This window comes from Kribbella lupini (genome assembly GCF_039529595.1).
GTDB classification, from domain to species: Bacteria; Actinomycetota; Actinomycetes; order Propionibacteriales; family Kribbellaceae; genus Kribbella; species Kribbella lupini.
Map to the genome: position 1 here is coordinate 1,605,974 of NZ_BAAANC010000002.1, position 18,734 is coordinate 1,624,707.

General features: G+C 69.7%; 12 protein-coding genes. 4 read left to right on the plus strand and 8 right to left on the minus strand.

Features of this window, described 5'->3' with window-relative positions:
* Window positions 1-223 precede the first annotated feature (223 nt).
* Window positions 224-1,501, minus strand: coding sequence for an alpha/beta hydrolase family protein (locus ABD235_RS20995; protein ID WP_344176524.1), 1,278 nt, complete (start codon window positions 1,499-1,501; stop codon window positions 224-226).
* Between the two features lie 184 nt (window positions 1,502-1,685).
* Here ABD235_RS20995 and ABD235_RS21000 point away from each other — a divergent pair, with 184 nt between their 5' ends.
* From ABD235_RS21000 to ABD235_RS21015, 4 genes are all read left to right on the plus strand, one after another.
* A complete protein-coding gene (locus ABD235_RS21000; protein WP_344176526.1) occupies window positions 1,686-5,396 on the plus strand; it encodes an NPCBM/NEW2 domain-containing protein in 3,711 nt (1,236 codons plus the stop codon).
* Between the two features lie 292 nt (window positions 5,397-5,688).
* A complete protein-coding gene (locus tag ABD235_RS21005; protein ID WP_344176528.1) occupies window positions 5,689-6,993 on the plus strand; it encodes a cytochrome P450 in 1,305 nt (434 codons plus the stop codon).
* Between the two features lie 323 nt (window positions 6,994-7,316).
* Window positions 7,317-8,876: a GGDEF domain-containing protein gene (locus ABD235_RS21010; protein ID WP_344176530.1), complete on the plus strand. Its 1,560-nt coding sequence runs from the start codon at window positions 7,317-7,319 to the stop codon at window positions 8,874-8,876.
* Window positions 8,877-8,898: 22 nt separating this feature from the next.
* Complete coding sequence (locus tag ABD235_RS21015; RefSeq protein ID WP_344176532.1) at window positions 8,899-10,461, plus strand: GGDEF domain-containing protein; 1,563 nt, start codon at window positions 8,899-8,901, stop codon at window positions 10,459-10,461.
* On the opposite strand, the gene ABD235_RS21020 is transcribed toward ABD235_RS21015, so the two are convergent.
* The 7 genes from ABD235_RS21020 to ABD235_RS21050 all read right to left on the minus strand — a co-directional run bounded on the left by ABD235_RS21020 (window position 10,455) and on the right by ABD235_RS21050 (window position 18,645).
* Entirely contained in the window at window positions 10,455-11,891 is a 1,437-nt protein-coding gene (locus ABD235_RS21020) for a DUF7059 domain-containing protein (RefSeq protein WP_344176534.1), read from the minus strand. The genes ABD235_RS21015 and ABD235_RS21020 overlap by 7 nt on opposite strands.
* A gap of 14 nt (window positions 11,892-11,905) precedes the next feature.
* On the minus strand, window positions 11,906-12,688 hold the full coding sequence (locus ABD235_RS21025; protein WP_344176536.1) for a class I SAM-dependent methyltransferase: 783 nt from the start codon (window positions 12,686-12,688) through the stop codon (window positions 11,906-11,908).
* The gene (locus ABD235_RS21030; RefSeq protein ID WP_344176538.1) at window positions 12,685-13,473 is read right to left on the minus strand and encodes a DUF2785 domain-containing protein; all 789 of its coding nucleotides are present in this window, start codon (window positions 13,471-13,473) and stop codon (window positions 12,685-12,687) included. Before ABD235_RS21030 ends, ABD235_RS21025 begins: the two co-directional genes overlap by 4 nt.
* Window positions 13,474-13,643: 170 nt before the next feature.
* Entirely contained in the window at window positions 13,644-14,408 is a 765-nt protein-coding gene (locus ABD235_RS21035) for an ABC transporter permease (RefSeq protein ID WP_344176540.1), read from the minus strand.
* Between the two features lies 1 nt (window position 14,409).
* A complete protein-coding gene (locus ABD235_RS21040; RefSeq protein WP_344176542.1) occupies window positions 14,410-15,408 on the minus strand; it encodes an ABC transporter ATP-binding protein in 999 nt (332 codons plus the stop codon).
* 359 nt (window positions 15,409-15,767) lie between these two features.
* Entirely contained in the window at window positions 15,768-18,071 is a 2,304-nt protein-coding gene (locus tag ABD235_RS21045; protein WP_344176544.1) for a sodium-translocating pyrophosphatase, read from the minus strand.
* A 214-nt stretch (window positions 18,072-18,285) separates the two neighbouring features.
* On the minus strand, window positions 18,286-18,645 hold the full coding sequence (locus ABD235_RS21050; RefSeq protein WP_202893186.1) for an STAS domain-containing protein: 360 nt from the start codon (window positions 18,643-18,645) through the stop codon (window positions 18,286-18,288).
* Window positions 18,646-18,734 lie beyond the last annotated feature (89 nt).

The following is an 18,734-nucleotide window of genomic DNA, read 5'->3' on the forward strand; positions in this document are numbered from 1 at the left end:
CGGACTGCTCATTCCCCGTGAGCACCACCCCGAGCACCGACCCTGCCCGAAGACAGAGTACGGCCGACAGCAACGCATTTCTCAACGCACGGTAACCGGTCGCGCCGCCACGAGCCGCATTCGGGTCACGGAAAGCACGGGAAAGCGACCGCGCCGTACCTCGTACTCCGCCCGCACGTGAGGCGCGCACCCGCACGGTCCCGGATGCCGAGACCGGAACTGTTCAGCGGACGAAACCGATCGCGGGGAACTCGCCCGACTCCTCGCGCAGCAGCGACTGCGGGCGGCCGCGCAGGGTCTGGTCGAAGAACGCGGCCAGGTAGTCGCGCTGGGCGGTGACGGCCTGGGTCTCGTCGCCCTGGCCGACCAGCTTGCCGACGGCGATCGGGATCAGCTCGTCGTCGCCGTACACGTGGTGGAAGAGCTGGGCGAACACGAACCGGAAGTCGCAGAACGCGAAGTTCTCGGATCCCTTCAGCTGCAGGTTCAACTTCCAGCCCTGCTGGGACTTCCAGAACGCCGCCCACGACGCGTCGTAGTGCGCAGCCTTCGGGTCGACACGCTGGCTGGTGTCGGAGCCGAAGAGCAGGAACGGCCGCTTCAGCCCCTTGCGGGCGACCTCACCGACCAGTTGATCGGTCTTGCTGTCCGACAGCGTGCCGTCCAGGTCCGCCCCGGCCTGCACGCGGCGGTCCTGCAGCATCGTGTTCGCGACCGTGTAGCCGCCGAGCGAGTACCCGAACATGCCCGTACGCCGAAGGTCGAGCCCGTTGCGCAGCCCGTGCGGCAGCTTGCGCTGCTCGGCGTCCGGGTTCCGGCCGGCGGCCAGCTGCTCGAGCTGGTTCAGGACGAAACGCGTGTCGGCGGTCCGCGTGTCGACCACGTCGTGGATCAGCTCGGCGGTCGGCGTCTGGTCCGGGTCGTGCCCGGGGACGAACCGGCCGTCGGGGAACTGGACCGGTGTCTCGCCGGTGTGGTCCATGGTGACGACGACGTAGCCCCGGCTGGCCAGGTCCTCGGCCTGCTGGGTGTTGAGGAACCGGCTGAACGGGTACCCCGGCGAGAACACGACAACCGGGTGCTTGCCGGTCCGGACCGGTATGCCGACCCGCGCGTGCGTGTCGGTGTGGGCGAAGTCGAGCACGGTACCCGGCAGCCAGAACGCCTCGGACCACTGGCGTCCGACGTACTCGGCGGTCTTCTGGGGCATGTACTTGGCGAGCGGCGCGTCCCGGCCGATCCCGGCGGCCGGGTACCAGACGCTGACCATCAACTCCCGCTTGCCGCTGGGTGCGGTGGAGTCGGCCCGGGCCTGGTCGACCAGGTGGAGCTCGGTGGTGCCCAGGTCGTAGCGGCCGCTGGGCTCGGGCAGGTCGAAGGTGACCGGCGTGTAGTCGGGGTCCTGCGGCTCGGGATCGGCCTGTGCGGTCAGCGGCGTGGAGAGCAGAGCGACGGCCAGGACGCCGGTCAGCGCCTGGTTGATCCTTCGACGGTTCGCCATGCGCAACATCGTCGCCTCACGCACTGTCACCGCGGATCCACCGTCCGATGGAGGACCCGTCCCAACTTCATGACAGCCGAGCTAGTGACAGCGCGCCCGCGATCGGTTATCAATGGCGAAACTGTTCATAGTTGCTTGAAGTGAGGCCGTCTTGAGCATCTTTCGTAACCTTAAACGTTCAGCTTTGCTGACCACGACGAGTTTGGCGTTAGTAGCGGGTGCCCTGGTCAGCACGTCGGCGGCCGCCACCCAGGCCGCCGGCACCTCGCTGGGAGCGGTGACCGCCTTCGCCGCCGACAACGCGACGTACACACTGACCGCCGGTACGGCGAAGGTCCGCGTGGTCTTCGTCAAGGACGACGTGTTCCGCCTGTGGCTCGCGCCCGACGGCGAGTTCACCGACCCCGCCAACACCCCGCCCACCGACCCGACCGCTCCGGCGTCGAACATCGTCGCCAAGACCGACTACGCCAAGCCGCAGACCAGCTGGCGGGACCGCGGCAGCTACTACTCGCTGACCACCGGCAAGATCGAGGTCCGCGCGAACAAGTCGCCGCTGCGCTTCTCCCTCTACCGCAGCAACGGCCAGCAGGTCTGGTCCGAGACCGCTCCCCTGTCGTGGACCGACAGCTCCGCCAGCCAGTCGCTCAGCCGCGGCGCCACCGAGCAGTTCTTCGGCGGCGGCATGCAGAACGGCCGCTTCTCGCACCGCGACCAGACCGTCACCGTCTCCCGCGACTTCAACTGGGAGGACGGCGGCAACCCGAACGCGTCGCCGTACTACATGAGCACCGCCGGGTACGGCGTACTGCGCAACACCTTCAGCCCCGGCAGCTACTCCTTCACCGAGCCGGTGGTCACCCGCCACGACGAGAAGCGTTTCGACGCGTACTACTTCGTCGGCGACCTCAAGACCTCGCTGGACCGCTACACCGAGCTGACCGGCCGGCCGTTCATGCCACCGGTCTACGGGCTCGAGTACGGCGACTCCGACTGCTACAACCGCGGCCACTACGCGACCGACCCGGACACCAGCAACGACTGGAAGGTGCACCCGGACAAGACCACGACGCTGGACGCGGTGAAGGTGGCCCAGAGGTTCCGCGACGAGGACATGCCCGGCGGCTGGATGCTGGTCAACGACGACTACGGCTGCGGCTACTCCGACGACACCGACTCCGAGCAGGTCGACGGGACCTGGTGGGGCAAGCGGGAGATCCCGCCGCTGAAGCAGACCGGTGAGGAGCTGAACAAGCGCGGCATCCAGATGGGCCTGTGGACGCAGTCCTCGCTGGACCGCCAGCCCGCCGAGGTCGGCGAGGCAGGGGTCCGGGTGCGCAAGCTGGACGTGGCGTGGGTCGGCCCGGGCTATCGGTACGCGTTGAGCGCCTGCGACACCGCGCACGACGGCATCGAGCAGTACAGCAACGCCCGCGGCTTCGCCTGGATGGTGGAGGGCTGGGCCGGAGCGCAGCGCTGCGCGGTGCAGTGGACCGGCGACCACAGCGGTTCGCTGGACGCGATCAAGTGGCAGATCCCCGCGATCACCGGCTCCGGCAACTCCGGCATCGCCTACAGCGCCGGGGACATCGACGGCATCTTCGGCGGCTCCCCCACCAGCTACGTGCGCGACCTGCAGTGGAAGGCGTTCACGCCGGCGCTGATGACGATGTCGGGCTGGGCCACTCCGGCGTACAAGCAGCCCTGGACGTACGGCGCGCCGTACACGGCCATCAACCGCAAGTACCTCAAGCTGCGCGAGCGGCTGCTGCCCTACTTCTACTCCTACGCCGCCGAGGCGCACCGCACCGGCGCTCCGCTGAACCGGTCGCTGGTGCTGGAGTACCCGACCGACCCGAACACCTGGGGTGACGCGGCCAAGTACGAGTTCCTGGCCGGCAAGGAGTTCCTGGTCGCGCCGAGCTGGAGCGCCGACGAGGTGAAGAGCGGCATCTACCTGCCCAAGGGCCGCTGGATCGACTACTGGACCGGCAAGGTCTACCAGGGCCCGACCACGGTCAACGGCTACCACGCTCCGCTGGACACGTTGCCACTGTTCGTCAAGGCCGGGGCGGTCGTCCCGATGTGGAAGAGCGGCATCAACACCGCCGCCGAGCAGGGCTTCGGCGACCGCCTGACGGTCGACGTCTACCCGGAGGGCAAGTCGTCGTTCGACCTGTACGAGGACGACCGCGTCACCCGCAACTACAAGGAGAACAAGTCCGCGACCCAGCAGCTGGCGGTCGACGCTCCGACCACCGGTCAGGGCGACGTGACGGTGAAGATCGGTGAGAGCCGCGGCTCGTACGCCGGCAAGCCGAGCGCCCGCCCGTACGAGCTGACCGTCCACACCGGGACGGCGCCGCGCGACGTGACGCTCAACAGCCGCAAGCTCACCAAGCTGGTCAGCAAGAACGCCTACCTCGCGGCCTCCTCCGGCTGGTACTACGAGAACGGCGTCGTCCTGGTCAAGACCACGGCGATCTCCACCAGCAAGTCCGCCACGGTCCGGCTGTCCGGGACCACCTCCGTCGGGGGTGGCAAGACCGTCACCGACACCTTCGGCACTCCGGAGCTCAGCAGCCCGTCGCTCTGGAACGCCCCCGGCCAGGCCACCGAGGTCACGGCCTCGTTCAAGAACGCCGGTACGGCGACCATGCGCGACGTCCGGCTGGTCCCGAGCCTGCCGGCCGGATGGACCGTCAGCGGAAACAGCACGTTCGCCGCGGTCGACCCGGGAAAGACCGTCACCACCAAGCTCCAGGTGACGCCGGCCGCGTCGGTGAAACCCGCCGCGTTCACCCTGCGACTCGACGCCACCTACAAGGTGGGAAGCGCGACGTACACGAACAGCACAGTCGCGACCGCTCAACTGCCGTACGCGTCGCTGTCCCAGGCAGCGACCGTGGTCGGGGTGACTGACGCGAACACCTATGCCCAGGGCAACTTCGACGGTTCCGGCAACAGCTTCAACGGTGAGGCACTCGCCGCGGCCGGCTACACCCCGGGCGCCAAGGTCACCGTCCAGGGCGCCGAGTTCACCTGGCCGACCGGCGCTCCCGGTACGGCGAACCTGGTGAAGAACCAGTCGGCGCCGATCCTCGTCTCGGGCAGCGGCTCGCACCTGGCGCTGCTCGGCGCCGGGGCCAGCTTGAATGCCAAGGGCAACGTCACCGTCATCTACACCGACGGCACCGAGTCCCAGGCGCCGCTGCAGCTGCCGAACTGGTGCTGCCAGGACCCGACCACCGGCGGCGCCAAGGTCGCGGTGTCGGTGAAGGGCCGCTACACCGCGAGCGGCCTGGCCAACACGACCACCGACTACCGGGTCTTCTACACCGCCGTACCGCTGACGCCAGGCAAGACGGTCAGGGCGATCAAGCTGCCCGGTGGTGGTCTCGGCTTCTTCGCGGCCACCCTGGCGGACAAGCCTTTGCCCCCGGCACCGACCGGTCAGCCGTGGGTGAGCGACCTGGAGTGGACCGACTCGACCAACGGCTGGGGACCGTCCGAGCGGGACCAGAGCAACGGTGAGGACGGCGCCGGTGACGGCGGACCGCTCACGCTGGCCGGGACGCAGTATGCAAAGGGCATCGGGACGCACGCGCCGAGCTCGATCAGCGTCCGGCTCGGCGGCAACTGCAGCACCTTCACCGCTCAGGTCGGGATCGACGACGAGATGGAGGACCGGGGCAAGGTGAGCTTCAAGGTCGCCGTCGACGGTGTGGTGAAGTACACATCGGATCTGCTCACCGGAACCTCTCCCACCGTGCCCGTCGCGGTGGACGTGACCGGCGGCCAGAACCTGACACTGCAGGTGACCGATGCCGGTGACGGTGTCACCAGCGACCACGCCGACTGGGCCGACGCGCGGCTGACCTGCAAGGACTCCTGACCGAAGGGGCAACGACCCCACGCGCATCCGTCTTTCGGCTGGACTTTCCCTGAGACCACCCCCGGAACCCACCTGCCCCCGCTAAGGGGGAACAACAGGTGGGTTCCGGTGGCAGTGGGGCCCTCCGGCATGACACGCTTCGTGCTGGCACGGCCGTGGCCCCCTCCCATGGTGGTGCCAACGCCACCATTCAAGTGGTGCCAACACCATCAGTTCTGGTCCTCGCGACGGCTACTTTCGAAGCAGTCAGAGTCGTTGCCGGGCAGCTGTTCAGAGAGGGCGCGTGGGAGTCATGGTTGCGACATACCTGAAGAAATGGGTCGGCAGCCGGTTGCTGAGCAGGACCAGTCGCAGGGGTGGTCTGGACCTGTCGAAGATGAAGATGTTCCCCCGCCAGGTGTCGATGCCGCTGCGCCGCGAAGGTCTCGACCCGGTGCCGGAGATGCAGCGGATCCGCGAGACCGCGCCGGTGCACAAGCTGGCCCACCTGTTCGGCATGAACGTCTTCATGGTCAGCGGGTACGCCGAGGCCAAGGCCGTGCTGGCCGACAGCACGAACTTCAGCAACGACATCCGACCGCTGGTCGGCTCGGACCCGAACAAGCCGTCCGAGGGCATCGGCGGGCTGGGCTTCACCGACCCGCCGGACCACACCCGGCTGCGCAAGCTGCTCACCCCGGAGTTCACCAAGCGCCGGCTGGCCCGGCTGGAGCCGGCGATCGAGAAGATCGTCAACGACCAGCTCGACCTGATGGAGGCCAAGGGCCCGGTCGCCGACATCGTCGCGGACTTCGCCTTCAACGTGCCGTTCCTGCTGATCGCCGACCTGCTCGGCGTCGAGGAGGACGACCGCGACCGGTTCCGCGCGCTCGGCCCGGCCCGGTTCGACCTGTCCGGCGGCGGGATCGGCGTGTTCGGCTCGGCGAGCGAGTCGCGCGACTTCCTGTTCGAGATCGTCCGCAAGCAGCGCAAGAACCCCGGCGACGGACTGATCGGCTCGATCATCCGCGAGCAGGGCGACACCATCGACGACATCGAGCTCGGCGGCCTGGCCGACGGCGTCTTCCTCGGCGGGTACGAGACCTCGGCCAGCATGCTCGCGCTCGGCACGCTGGTGCTGCTGCGCGACCCGGAGAACTTCGCCCGGATCCGCACCGAGCCGGGCGCCGTCGACGCGATCGTCGAGGAGCTGCTGCGCTACCTGACCGTCGTCCAGGTGGCCTTCCCGCGGTTCGCCAAGCACGACCAGGAGCTGTTCGGGCACCAGGTGAAGAAGGGCGACCTGGTCGCGGTGTCGCTGTCCGGCGCCGACCGGGACAAGGAGATCTTCGGCCCCAACGCCGAGAACTTCTGGCCCGAGCGGGCGCCCGCCGCGCACCTCGCGTTCGGGCACGGCATGCACCGCTGCGTCGGCGCCGAGCTGGCCCGGATGGAGCTGCGCGCCGCGTTCAGCGCGCTGGCCCACCGCTTCCCCGACCTGTCCCTCGCGGTTTCCGAGGAGCAGCTGCGGTTCCGCGACTTCTCGATCGTGTACGGCGTCGAGTCGCTGCCGGTGCAGCTGCACGCGAGCGCCGGCAGCCGCCAAGCGGCCGGCTAGGGCGTGGCGGTCAGTTCCCCGCCGTAGCGAGCAGGTGCTCGGCGCGGTAGCTCGGTGCGCGGGAGACGAGCGCTGCGATGCGCAGCATCGTGAGCTTGGCTCCCGTGCAGCGAGATGCCGTGCCGAGTGCCGCGCAGTAGGCGGGGAACTGACCGCCACGCCCTACGTTTCACAATCCCTGGTGACGCAACGGATTCGTAAGACTGCGTCAAGTCAGGGGCGGGTAATCGGCTGACCCCGTGACAGCGCGGTGACTCAGGACCACAATGGGCGGTCCGGCTCGACCCTGCGAGCTGGGCCAGACCAGGAGGGCCTGCAGCACGATGGGGATGGACGGGGGTCCGTACACAGCCCGGATCGCGGCGGCGATGACGCTGGCCCAGTCCGGTGGTCACCATGCCGCGGCCGTCGAGATCGAGGCGATCCGGACCGAGCTCGGTCCGGAACCCAGCTACGCGCTGGCCGCCGCGGAGTACGTCCGCGGCGTCACCGCCCACCACGCGAGCGACGCCGACGAGGCGCTCGCGGCGGTCGACGCCTGCCTGGAGGTCGCACGCGCGATCGACGAGCCCGGCTGGGAGGCCAACGCCTTCCCGATCAGGATCATCAACCTCGCCCGCAGCGGCCGCGGCGGCGACACGGTGGCCGACCTGGTCGCGGCCGAAGCGGCCCTCAGCCGTACGACGGACGCCGGGCTCGCCGCCTGGGCCCACACCGGCCTCGGCTACGCGTACGACGTGCTGCGGCTGTTCGAGCTGTGCATCCCGCACTACGAGGCCGCGACGCAGACTGACGCCGACGTGTTCGAGCTGGCCGAGTCGGCCGCGATCGACCGGCTGAACCTGGCCGAGACCTACCTGCGCTGGTCGCACGAGCTGGAGCGGCTCGGCGATCCGTCGTACCAGCAGGAGATCTGGGAGCGACTCGCGTCGGCGGCCTACTGGGCAAGGGATGCCACGCGGGTCCTCGTCGACGACGAGAACCAGGAGTACTGGCGGGTGAGCGCCCGGATCTGGCTGGCCGCAGCGCAGATCGTCGACGACCCGGCGGCCGCTGTGGAAGAGCTGACCGAGTGCCGCGACCAGATCTGCAAGCTGGGCGAGACGGAGCGACTGGCGATCGCCGGCGCCTACCTGGCAAGAGCTTTGGAACAGTCGGGCGAGCTGGACAAGGCCCAGGCCGCTGCTGCCCGGGCGGTCGACGACCTGATCCCGTTGGCCGATCCGGCGACGCAGATGCTGGTCCTGCAGGTCAGGTCGGAGCTGGCCGCGGTCGTCGGTGAACCAGGAGCCCTTGCAGGGTTGGGCTACGCGCACTCGGTGGCCCGTGCGTGGTGGAAGGAACGGCGGCGCGCGCTGAACGCCGTACTGTACGCACTGGAGGCGCACGACCTGTCCGCGCGCCACGACGCCGAGTGGCACGCGGCCCGGCAGGACCCGCTGACCGGGATCGGCAACCGCCGGGCGATGGACGAGCGGCTCACCGCGGCCCGGGACTCGCAGCGCGCGGTCACCTTGCTGGCCATCGACGTGGACCGGCTGAAGATCGTCAACGACACCTTCGGGCACGCCTGCGGGGACGAATTGCTGCAGGTTGTTGCAAACCTCCTGGTAGAACAGGCCCGGTCGACCGACGCCGTGATTCGATCGGGAGGCGACGAGTTCTTCGTGGTGCTGGACCAGCCGGACGCGAAGGGCGGCTACCAGCTGGCCGAGCGGATCCGGGCGGCGGTGTCCGGGATCGCCGCCGGAACGAGCAAGCCGTGGCTGGCGGAGCTCGGCCTGAGCATCGGGTACGCGGCGACCGCCGAAGGGGTGCCGGTGGACCGGCTCGTCCCCCTGGCCGACAGCCGGCTGTACGAGGACAAACGCCGCCACCGGTGAGCGAACTGAGAGTGGAGGGTGGGTGCGGGAGACGTCGGGGGTGACCGCGCGGATCGCAGCGGCGATGGCGCGGGCCCAGTCGGGCAGTCCGGCCGAGGCGATGCAGGACATCCGGCGGCTGCTGACCGAGCTCGGGCCGGAGCCGACGCCGGAGCGCGCCGCGGCCGAGTACGTCCGCGCCGTCGCGGCCCACCACGGCACCGACGCGGAAGAGGCGCTGGACGCGGTCGACGGCTGCATCCGGATCGCCCGCACCATCGACGAACCCGGCTGGGAGGCGAACGCGCTGGCGCTGCGGATCGTCACGCTGATCCGCACCGGTGAGGGCGGCGACTCGGTCACCGACCTGGTCGCGGCCGAGAACGCCCTGTCCCGCACGCACGACGCCGGACTGGCCAGCTGGGCCCATACCGGACTCGGCTATGCCTACGACCTGCTCCGGCTGTTCGAGCTGTGCATCCCCCACTTCGAGGAGGCCGCCGCGACCGCCAGCGACCCGCTCGGGCTGCCGGAGGCGCCGGCGATCGACCGGCTCAACCTGGCCGAGTCCAACCTGCGCTGGGCCCACGAGATGGAGCGGCTGGGCGACCCGTCGTACGACGAGCAGATCGCGGTACGGCGCTCCGAGGCCCGGCGGTGGGCGGCCGAAGCCAACGAGGCGATCGTCGGGGCGGACCTGCTGGGCTACTGGCCGATGGCCGGGCGGATGTGGCTGGCGGCGAGCAACTGGGACGCCGAGCCGGCCGAGGCGGCGGTGATCCTCAAGGACTGCCGGGACCAGCTCGCCAAGCTCGGTGACCTGGAGCTGGCGGCGATCGCCGGGGCCTACCTCGCCAAGACGTACGCGTCGCTCGGCCAGCTCGACCACGCGATCGAGGCGGCCGCCCAGGCCGGCACCGATCTCCCGCCGACGTCGGACCCACCGGTCGAGGCGCTGGTCCGGCACACCGCCGTACAGATCGTCGCTGACTCAGGTGACGCCGGCGCGGCTGCCGGGCTGCAGTACGCGCGAGCGATCACCAGGGGCTGGTGGGCCGAGCGCCTGCGCGGCCTGTACGCCGTACGGAGCGCACTGGCGACGCACGAGCTGTCCATCCGGCACGACGCCGAGTGGCGCGCGGCCCGGGAGGACCCGTTGACCGGCGTGGGCAACCGGCGCGCCCTGGACGAGCGGATGAGCGCCGCGCTGGACTCCGGCCGCTCGATCGCCGTGATCGCGATCGACGTCGACAACCTCAAGGTCGTCAACGACAGCCACGGCCACGCTTCCGGCGACGAAGTGCTGCGCCGCGTCGCCCAACTGCTCACCGAGCAGTCCCGCGCCGAGGACGTCGTGGTCCGTGCCGGCGGCGACGAGTTCGTGGTCGTCCTCGACAACCCCGACGAACGCGGCGCCCGCGAACTGGTCGAACGCATCCGCACCGCCGCCGAACGCGTCGCGGCGAGCGCCGCCGAGCCCTGGTTCGCCATGCTCCGCCTCAGCATCGGCCAGGCCTCCAGCACCGACGGAGTCCCCATCACCGAGCTCCTCACCGAGGCCGACCGCCGCATGTACGCCGAAAAGCGCAACCGCCGCCGTCAGTAGTCCAGGAAGCCTTCCACGACGAGGTTCTCGATCTGGGGCAGGTACTCGGCGTGCAGGTCGTCGCGGTCGAGGAGGGTGGCCAGGGCGTCGAGGATCTGGCCGGTGCTGAGGTCGCCGTCGCAGGCGCCCACGAAGCCGGCCAGGACGGTGTCGGCCTGTTCGGCGCGGCGCATACCGCGTTGGCGGCGCAGGACGATGGTGGCCGGGTCCTCGGCGCCGGGCGGGCCCGCGGTCTCCTGGACCACGTCGTCGGCCACCTTCAGGTACAGGCCGGTCAGGTCGTCGGGCAGGCCTTCCTGGCGCTCGAAGCGGTGCAGGACGTGCGGGCCGATCGGCTGCTCGATCTCGTACGGCCAGGGCTCGGCGTACGTCGTACCGGCGACGTTGTGCAGGTTGATCCAGCCCATGCCGATCGCCTCCACCTGCTGGTCGTCCAGCCAGGCCAGCCACTCGTCGTACCGCTGCGTGTACTCCGGCCGGCCGTGCAGACCCGCGTCCCGCAGCCACAGCTCGACGTACTCCGCGGGGTCCAACTGCTCGCGCTGCACGGCCCAGCTGGACCGATCGCCAGTCCAGCCGGCAATGCGTTCCTGCCAGTCCTGGCCGCGCACGCAGGTCCAGTTGGCCAGCAGCTGGCACCAGCCGCCGTCAGTGAGGTGCTGCGGCGCCTGCCGAACCAGCTGCTCCACCACAGCGTCGCCGGCGAACCCTGTCTCCCGGTAGGTCAGCTTGCCGTCGCTCGGCGGGGCGATCACGTACGGCGGGTTGCTGACGATCAGGTCGAACCGCTGACCCTCCACCGGCTCGTACAGCGACCCGTCGCGCACGTCCAGCTCGATCCGGTTCAGCGCGGCGGTCCAGCGCGTCAGCTGCAGCGCACGCGGGTTCACGTCGGTGGCGACGATGTGGTTCGCCCGGTCGGACAGGTGCAGCGCCTGGATGCCGCAGCCGGTGCCCAGGTCGAGCGCGCTCTCCACCTTCAGCGGCACGGTCAGCTTCACCAGGCTCAAGCTCGCCGGAGCGATCCCGAGCACGTAGTCGGACCGCATCGGCGCCCGCCGGCCGTCCAGTCCGGGCGTCGGGTCGGCGACCACCCACCAGGCCCGGTCGTCCTCGGCGTACGGGCGGATGTCGATCGCTGCGCGAACCTCGTCACCGGCGGCCGTGACGATGCCTAGGGCAAGCAAATCCGGAAGGATCTCCTTGTCCAGCAGGGATCCTGGCACCGGCCGCTGCAGGAGGAACAGCCGGATCAGTGTGTCGAGCGTGTCGCCACCACTGGTCTGCCGGTACGCCAGCGTGGTCTCGTTGCGCGCCAGCGCCGCGTTGGCCCGGCTGCCCAGCCGCTCGGCGACGCCTTCGACGGTGTAGTCCGCCGTCTCGAACAGTCCACGCAGCCGATCCACCAGACCGCTCGACAGGTCACTCATGGACCCATCCTCGCTCAAGCGGCCCGGGCGGTGCTGTAGAGGATGGTGCCCGACTCGACGAAGTCCTCCGGCACCAGCTCGGCCAGGGCTTCCTCAGCAGCCGCCAGGCACGCCGTACGACGCTCGGCCGGCAGCAGGTCGAGCCGCCGGGCCATCGACCCGATCACCCGCGAGTGGGCCAGGAACTCCGCGGCCGTCGGCTGGTGCCGGAACCGCTCGACGGTGATGTCGACCTGACCGAAGCCGGCCGTGGTCAGCGCGGCCGCCAGCTTCTCCGGGTCCGACGTCACGCCGTTGGAGGGCATCTGCGGCGACGGGTCCGCTGGAGCGCCGTACTCGTTGATCACCCGGACCCACACGTCGTACGCCGGGTGCGGGTCGTGCCCGGACCAGGTGACCGCGCCGAACGACCCACCGGTCGCCAGCGCCCGCCGTACGGCAGCCAGGCCACGTGGCAGGTCAGGCAGGTGGAACAGCACGAACGGCATCACCACGGCCTCCAGCGACCCAGCAGCGAACGGCAGAGCCTGTACGTCGGCCACCACGCGCCCGTACTGCGCCGGTGCACGCCGGATCATCGCCTCGGTGAGGTCCGCCCCGAGCACGCGGGCCTGTGGCGCCAGCGTGGCCAGGTGGTCGAGCAGGCGACCCGGTCCGCAGCCCAGCTCGGCTACGCGGCCCGCGCTGGTCAGCGGCAGGCGGTCGGCGACGGCCTTGGCGTGAACGGCGAGCACGTCGGCCCACTTGCCGTCGTACGTCGCCGCGATGCGCGCGTAGTTGCTCCGGATGTCTGTCACAGGAAGTAGGGAGTCGCCGTCCGGAGGACCTCGGCGAGCTTGGCCCGGACCAGGTCGCGGTGCGGGACCTGGTGCACCGTGTCGCCGATCCGCACGCCCTGATCGACCAGCACGTAAACGGCTCGCAGCGTCCGCATGGTGTTGGTGACCTCCGGGCGGACGCCGTCCGGAGGCGGGCTGCCGAGCGCCCGGCCTGCCGGATCGAGCCAGCCGGTCACGTCGGCCTCGAGCAGGTCGGCGCGGGTCAGCGTCACCGCCAGCGCGTGGCCCAGCCGGTCGTCCTCCAGGTCGCGCAGCACGTAGTCGGTCGGGGTCAGAATCCGCCCGATGCCGAGCCGGAGCATCTCCACCGGCTCCACCGCGAGGACCCGCCCGAGCGTGCCGAGCAGGTCAGCTCCGTGGGCGATCGCGTGCAGCCAGCCGAGCTCCGGGTCGTACCCGCGCAGATCCTCCTCCGCGACGTACCAGCGCTCGAACGGTGGGACCCAGCTCGGCTCGAAGATTCCGACCGACACGATCGAGTCGAGGATCAACGGCGCGAACGTCCGGACCTGGATCTGCGGGTCGGTGAACCGCTCGGCCATCTCGTCGCCGAGCGCGCGCAGCAGGTCCGGGGAGAGCATGCCCTTGGCGATCCAGGTCGCCAGGGTCGCGTACGCCAGCCCGTCGCGCACCGCCGGGTCCGGGGACCGGAGCAGCCCCGACAGCTCCGCCACCAACTCGGGCAACGGTCGGTCGGCCGGAACCTCGAAACCCTCAGCACGCACCCGCGCCCAGTCGGTCATGGGAGGGAACCTAACGAATCAGCTACCCCGGTCGCCAGTCGGACCCGAGACAGAAACCAGCCCGTGGGGTGTCCGGTTTCGCGGACACTCCACGGGCTGTCGGCCAAGACCCCTCAGCCTGGCCGGGTGGTTGGCCGCCGGGTCCCCTGATCCGGCGGCCGTCCAGGGGGTTACGCGTCGCGCTTGCTCGCGGTGAACAGTGCGATCACCAGCAGTCCGACGCCCCAGGCCGCGAAGTAGACGAGCGCCCACCACGGGTCCAGTCCGGTGCTCGGACCGGCCGAGTCCCCACCGGCCAGGCCCATGTCCTGGCCGCCGTTGATGAACTGGTTCGCGTTCGTGAACGGCGACCACTTCTGCAGGTCGTCGCCGATCCTCGGGATCAGCGTCAGCAGGTTCTCGACCAGCAGCGGCCAGAGGATCAGGATCGCGATCGCCCCCGCGCTCTGCCGGATCAGGATGCCGACCGCGACCGCGAAGATCGCGGCGATGCCGTAGACCAGGGCCTGACCGAAGAGCAGCCGCCACTCCGCCGCAGTGTTGATCGCCATGTCGGCGTTGCCGGCCAGCAGGTAGCCGACCGCCCACGAACCCCAGGACGCGATCAGGCCGACCAGCGCGGCCAGTCCGGCGACGACGAAGGTCTTGTTGAGCAGCAGGGCGACCCGCTGCGGAACGGCCTGGAAGCTGGTCCGGATGGTGCCGAACCGGTACTCGGTGGTGACGGCCAGCGCGGCCATCACCATGATCACCATCTGCCCCAGGTTCACACCGAACTGCGACATCGCGGGGGTGACCTGGAGCTCGTCCGCGCCGCTGGCCAGACCGGTGGCCAGCGCGGCCAGCCCGATCGAGAGGGCAGCGGCGATGATCATGCACCACCACGGCGACCGGGTGGAGAAGAGCTTGATCCGCTCGACGTTGATCAGCGACATGTCAGTTGTCCTCCTGCGGCCCGGCGGCCATCTCGGCGGCGGAGACCGGCGGCACCGCCGGGTGGCCCGGTACGGCCTGGGCACCGTCCTGCGCGTGGTACTGGACCGAGTCACCGGTCATCTGCATGAACGCCTGCTCGAGCGAACCGCGCTGCTGGGTCAGCTCGTGCAGCACGATCTGCTGCGACGCCGCGAGCTCGCCGACCTGATCGGTGGTGACGTTGCCGTCGACGTACAGGACCTTGTGGTGGTCCGCCTCCTCGACCCGGGTCACCAGTTGCTGCTGCTGGAGCAGCGTCTGGAACTGGTCGAGCTGCGGGCTGCGCACCTTGATCGTGCTGCCGCTGGCGCGGTCCACGAACTCGGCGGTCGAGCTCTGGGCGATCAGCCGGCCGCGGCCGATCACGATCAGTTCCTCGGCGGTCAGCGCCATCTCCGACAGCAGGTGGCTGGAGACCAGCACCGTGCGGCCTTCCGCGGCCAGCCGCTGCATGAAGGTCCGGATCCAGACGATGCCCTCGGGGTCGAGGCCGTTGACCGGCTCGTCGAACAGCAGGATCCGCGGGTCGCCGAGCAGGGCGCCGGCGATCCCGAGCCGCTGCGACATCCCGAGCGAGTACGCACCCGCCCGCTTGTTCGCGACCTCGGTCAGGCCGACCATGTCGAGCACGCGGTCGACGCTGGTCTTCGGCAGCTTGTTCGAGGCCGCCATCCACGACAGGTGGGCCCGGGCGGACCGGTTCGGGTGCACCCACTTGGCGTCCAGCAGCGCGCCGATCTCGGTCAGCGGCTGCCGCAGGTCGCGGTAGCGCTTGCCGTCGATCCGGACGTCGCCGGACGTCGGGGTGTCGAGCCCGAGGATCATCCGCATGGTGGTCGACTTGCCGGCCCCGTTCGGGCCGAGGAAGCCGGTCACCTTGCCGGGTTTCACCTCGAAGGACAGGTTGTCAACGGCAACGGTTGCGCCGTATCGCTTGGTGAGGCTGTGGGCCTCGATCATCGCCGTACTCCTCGTTCGGTAGCGCGCCGGATGTCAGGGCGGGCAGTCCATCTCAGTATCGAGCCGGGATCTGCCCGGTCGCATCGGACCCGGGACGGATCCGGTGTGTCCACCTGGGGATGGAGTCTTCCGTTCCACCCGCCCGGCAGCCATCGGGCAAGTCCCTGACCGTCCCCCTGAGCATCCCGTACGGCGGGGTCGCGGGGCATCAGCCGAAAGTCGACGCGCCGGAGACGAAAGACCGGGAGTCACTGCCACTTGACGGCGTACGCCGGAAGTCCGGCTGCCCTTTCAGGCAAGGAAAACGCACAACGGCCCGCCGGAGAGCTCCGGCGGGCCGTTGTGGTGGTGCGGGTGGATCAGGCGGCGACGTTCGCCTCGGCCGGGGTGTCGGAGATGACCGACTCCCGGCGCTTGGAGACGATCACCGCGACGGCGATGACGACCACGGCCACGAGGGCGATGATCACCCGCAGCGCGGTGTTGGTGTCCTCGCCGATGCTGGACAGTCCGACGACGGCCGGGGCGATCAGCACCGAGACCAGGTTCATCACCTTGATCAGCGGGTTGATGGCCGGACCGGCGGTGTCCTTGAACGGGTCGCCCACGGTGTCACCGATGATGGTGGCCTCGTGCGCCGGCGAGCCCTTGCCGCCGTGGTTGCCGTCCTCGACCAGCTTCTTCGCGTTGTCCCAGGCGCCACCGGAGTTGGCCAGGAACACCGCCATCAGCGTGCCGGACGCGATCGCACCGGCCAGGTAACCGGCCAGCGCCGAGGCGCCGAGGCCGAAGCCGACGGCGATCGGGGCCGCGATCGCCAGCAGACCCGGGGTCGCCAGCTCGCGCAGCGAGTCGCGGGTGCAGATGTCGACGACCTTGCCGTACTCCGGCTTGCCGGTGCCCTCCATGATCCCGGGGATGTCGCGGAACTGGCGACGGACCTCGTAGACGACCGCACCGGCGGCGCGGCCGACGGCGTTGATCGCGAGCCCGGAGAACATGAACACGACCGCGGCACCGATGATCAGACCGACCAGCGTCGACGGGTCGAACACCAGCGCGTCGGCGTTGAACGCGGCGTCGCCGGCGTCGTTCAGGACCGAGTAGATCGAGTCGGTGTACGAACCGAACAGCGCGGTCGCCGCCAGCACGGCGGTGGCGATCGCGATGCCCTTGGTGATCGCCTTGGTGGTGTTGCCGACGGCGTCCAGCTCGGTCAGGATCTGGGCGGCCTCGCCGTCCACGTCGCCGGACATCTCGGCGATGCCCTGGGCGTTGTCCGAGACCGGGCCGAAGGTGTCCATCGCGACGATGACGCCGACGGTGGTGAGCAGACCACAACCGGCCAGCGCGATCGCGAACAGCGCGACCACACCGCCGCCGCCGACCAGGAACGCGCCGTACACGGCGGCGGCGATCACCAGGGCGGTGTAGACGGCCGACTCGAAGCCGACCGAGATGCCGGACAGGATCACCGTGGCGGCACCGGTCAGCGACGTCTTGCCGACGTCCTTGACCGGCTTGTCCTCGGTGCCGGTGTAGTAGCCGGTGATGGCCAGGATGACCGCGGCCAGCACGATGCCGATCAGCACCGAGACGGTGGCGATGACCCGCGGGTCACCGTCGTTGGCGGCGATCGCCTCGGTCGCACCGGTCAGGTCCGCGAACGAGCCCGGCAGGTAGACGAAGGCGGCGATCGCACAGAGCACCGCCGAGACCAGGGCCGAGATGTAGAAGGCCCGGTTGATCGTGCGCAGACCGTTCTCGCCGGTCCGCGGGCGGGTCAGGAAGACACCCAGGACCGCGGTGACCGCGCCGATGGCCGGCACGATCAGCGGGAAGATCAGGCCCTGCTCGCCGAAGGCGGCCTTGCCCAGGATCAGCGAGGCGACCAGCATCACGGCGTAGGACTCGAACAGGTCCGCGGCCATACCGGCGCAGTCACCGACGTTGTCGCCCACGTTGTCGGCGATGGTCGCCGCGTTGCGGGGGTCGTCCTCGGGGATGTTCTGCTCGACCTTGCCGACCAGGTCGGCGCCGACGTCGGCGGCCTTGGTGAAGATACCGCCGCCGACCCGCATGAACATGGCGAGCATGGCGGCGCCGAAGCCGAAGCCCTCGAGCACGGTCGGGGCGTCACCCTTGAAGACCAGGACGACGACCGCGGCGCCCAGCAGGCCGAGGCCCACCGTCGCCATACCGACCGTGCCGCCGGTCCGGAAGGCGACGCGCATGGCAGGTTCGCGTCCCTCGTCCCGGGCGGCCGCGGCGACCCGCACGTTGGCGCGGGTGGCCAGCCACATGCCCAGGTAACCGATGGTGGCGGAGAAGCCCGCACCCACCAGGAAGAAGATCGACCGCCACACCTTCAGCCAGGTCTCGTTGTCGCCGTCGCTGTGCGCCGGCAGCAGGAACAGCAGCAGGAAGGCCGCCAGGGCGAACCCGGCCAGCGTCTTGAACTGGCGGTTCAGATACGCTGACGCTCCTTCCTGCACTGCCTGGGCGATCGTCTTCATGCTCTCGGTGCCGTCGTTCGCGGCAAGCACCTGGCTGCGGAACACCATCGCGATGATGACCGCAAGTAACGCGATCACTCCGACGACGACCACCAACATGGTGTTGCTCGACGACAGATCCACCGCTTGTACAGAAAGCGCGGACATCCGTCCTCCTTGTAGGCAACCCTCAGGACATGACGGCCCCCGTCCTGCCGCACCCGAAGGGTTGGGGAATACGAAACAACGCCAATCACCTGGCGCGGTGGGTCACTCTAACGGGTCCGGGACCAGACCTGACGACAGGGTGGTCTACGTAACCCGTGTACCCACAGGCGGAAACGTCACCGACGGTAGTGACGGGGACACCGTTTCGGACGGTTCAGATCGCCGAGGCGACGTCCGGGTGGATCTCGAAGACCTTGGTCAGGCCGGTGATCCGGAAGATCTTCAGCAGTCGTTCCTGCGTGCAGACCAGCGACAGCGAACCGTCGTGGGTCCGCACCCGTTTCAGTCCTCCGACCAGGACGCCGAGCCCGGTGGAGTCCAGGAACTCCACTCTTTCCAGGTCGACGACGAGGTCGTACTGCCCCGCGTCGACCAGCGAGACGATCGTCTCGCGCAGTTTCGGCGCGGTGTAGACGTCGATCTCCCCACCCACCTCGACGACGGTGCGCCCGCCCTCCGGACGCGTCGTCAGCGACAGATCCACTTCGGCCTCCGATCCCGTGAACCGTTGCATTCAACCATGTACGGACCGTGAGTAGGGCCGCTTGCAAAACTCTTTCATCCCGGCGCGTGCCGCGTCGACCTACCCCGGCGAAAAGCCGC

Bases quoted from the DNA above. Each gene is read 5' to 3' on its own strand.
- ABD235_RS21035 (WP_344176540.1), bottom strand. From the start codon at position 14,408: ATGTCGCTGATCAACGTCGAGCGGATCAAGCTCTTCTCCACCCGGTCG.
- ABD235_RS21045 (WP_344176544.1), bottom strand. From the start codon at position 18,071: ATGTCCGCGCTTTCTGTACAAGCGGTGGATCTGTCGTCGAGCAACACC.
- ABD235_RS21050 (WP_202893186.1), bottom strand. From the start codon at position 18,645: ATGCAACGGTTCACGGGATCGGAGGCCGAAGTGGATCTGTCGCTGACG.
- ABD235_RS21005 (WP_344176528.1), top strand. From the start codon at position 5,689: ATGGTTGCGACATACCTGAAGAAATGGGTCGGCAGCCGGTTGCTGAGC.
- ABD235_RS21010 (WP_344176530.1), top strand. From the start codon at position 7,317: ATGGGGATGGACGGGGGTCCGTACACAGCCCGGATCGCGGCGGCGATG.
- ABD235_RS21020 (WP_344176534.1), bottom strand. From the start codon at position 11,891: ATGAGTGACCTGTCGAGCGGTCTGGTGGATCGGCTGCGTGGACTGTTC.
- ABD235_RS21030 (WP_344176538.1), bottom strand. From the start codon at position 13,473: ATGACCGACTGGGCGCGGGTGCGTGCTGAGGGTTTCGAGGTTCCGGCC.
- ABD235_RS20995 (WP_344176524.1), bottom strand. From the start codon at position 1,501: ATGGCGAACCGTCGAAGGATCAACCAGGCGCTGACCGGCGTCCTGGCC.
- ABD235_RS21040 (WP_344176542.1), bottom strand. From the start codon at position 15,408: ATGATCGAGGCCCACAGCCTCACCAAGCGATACGGCGCAACCGTTGCC.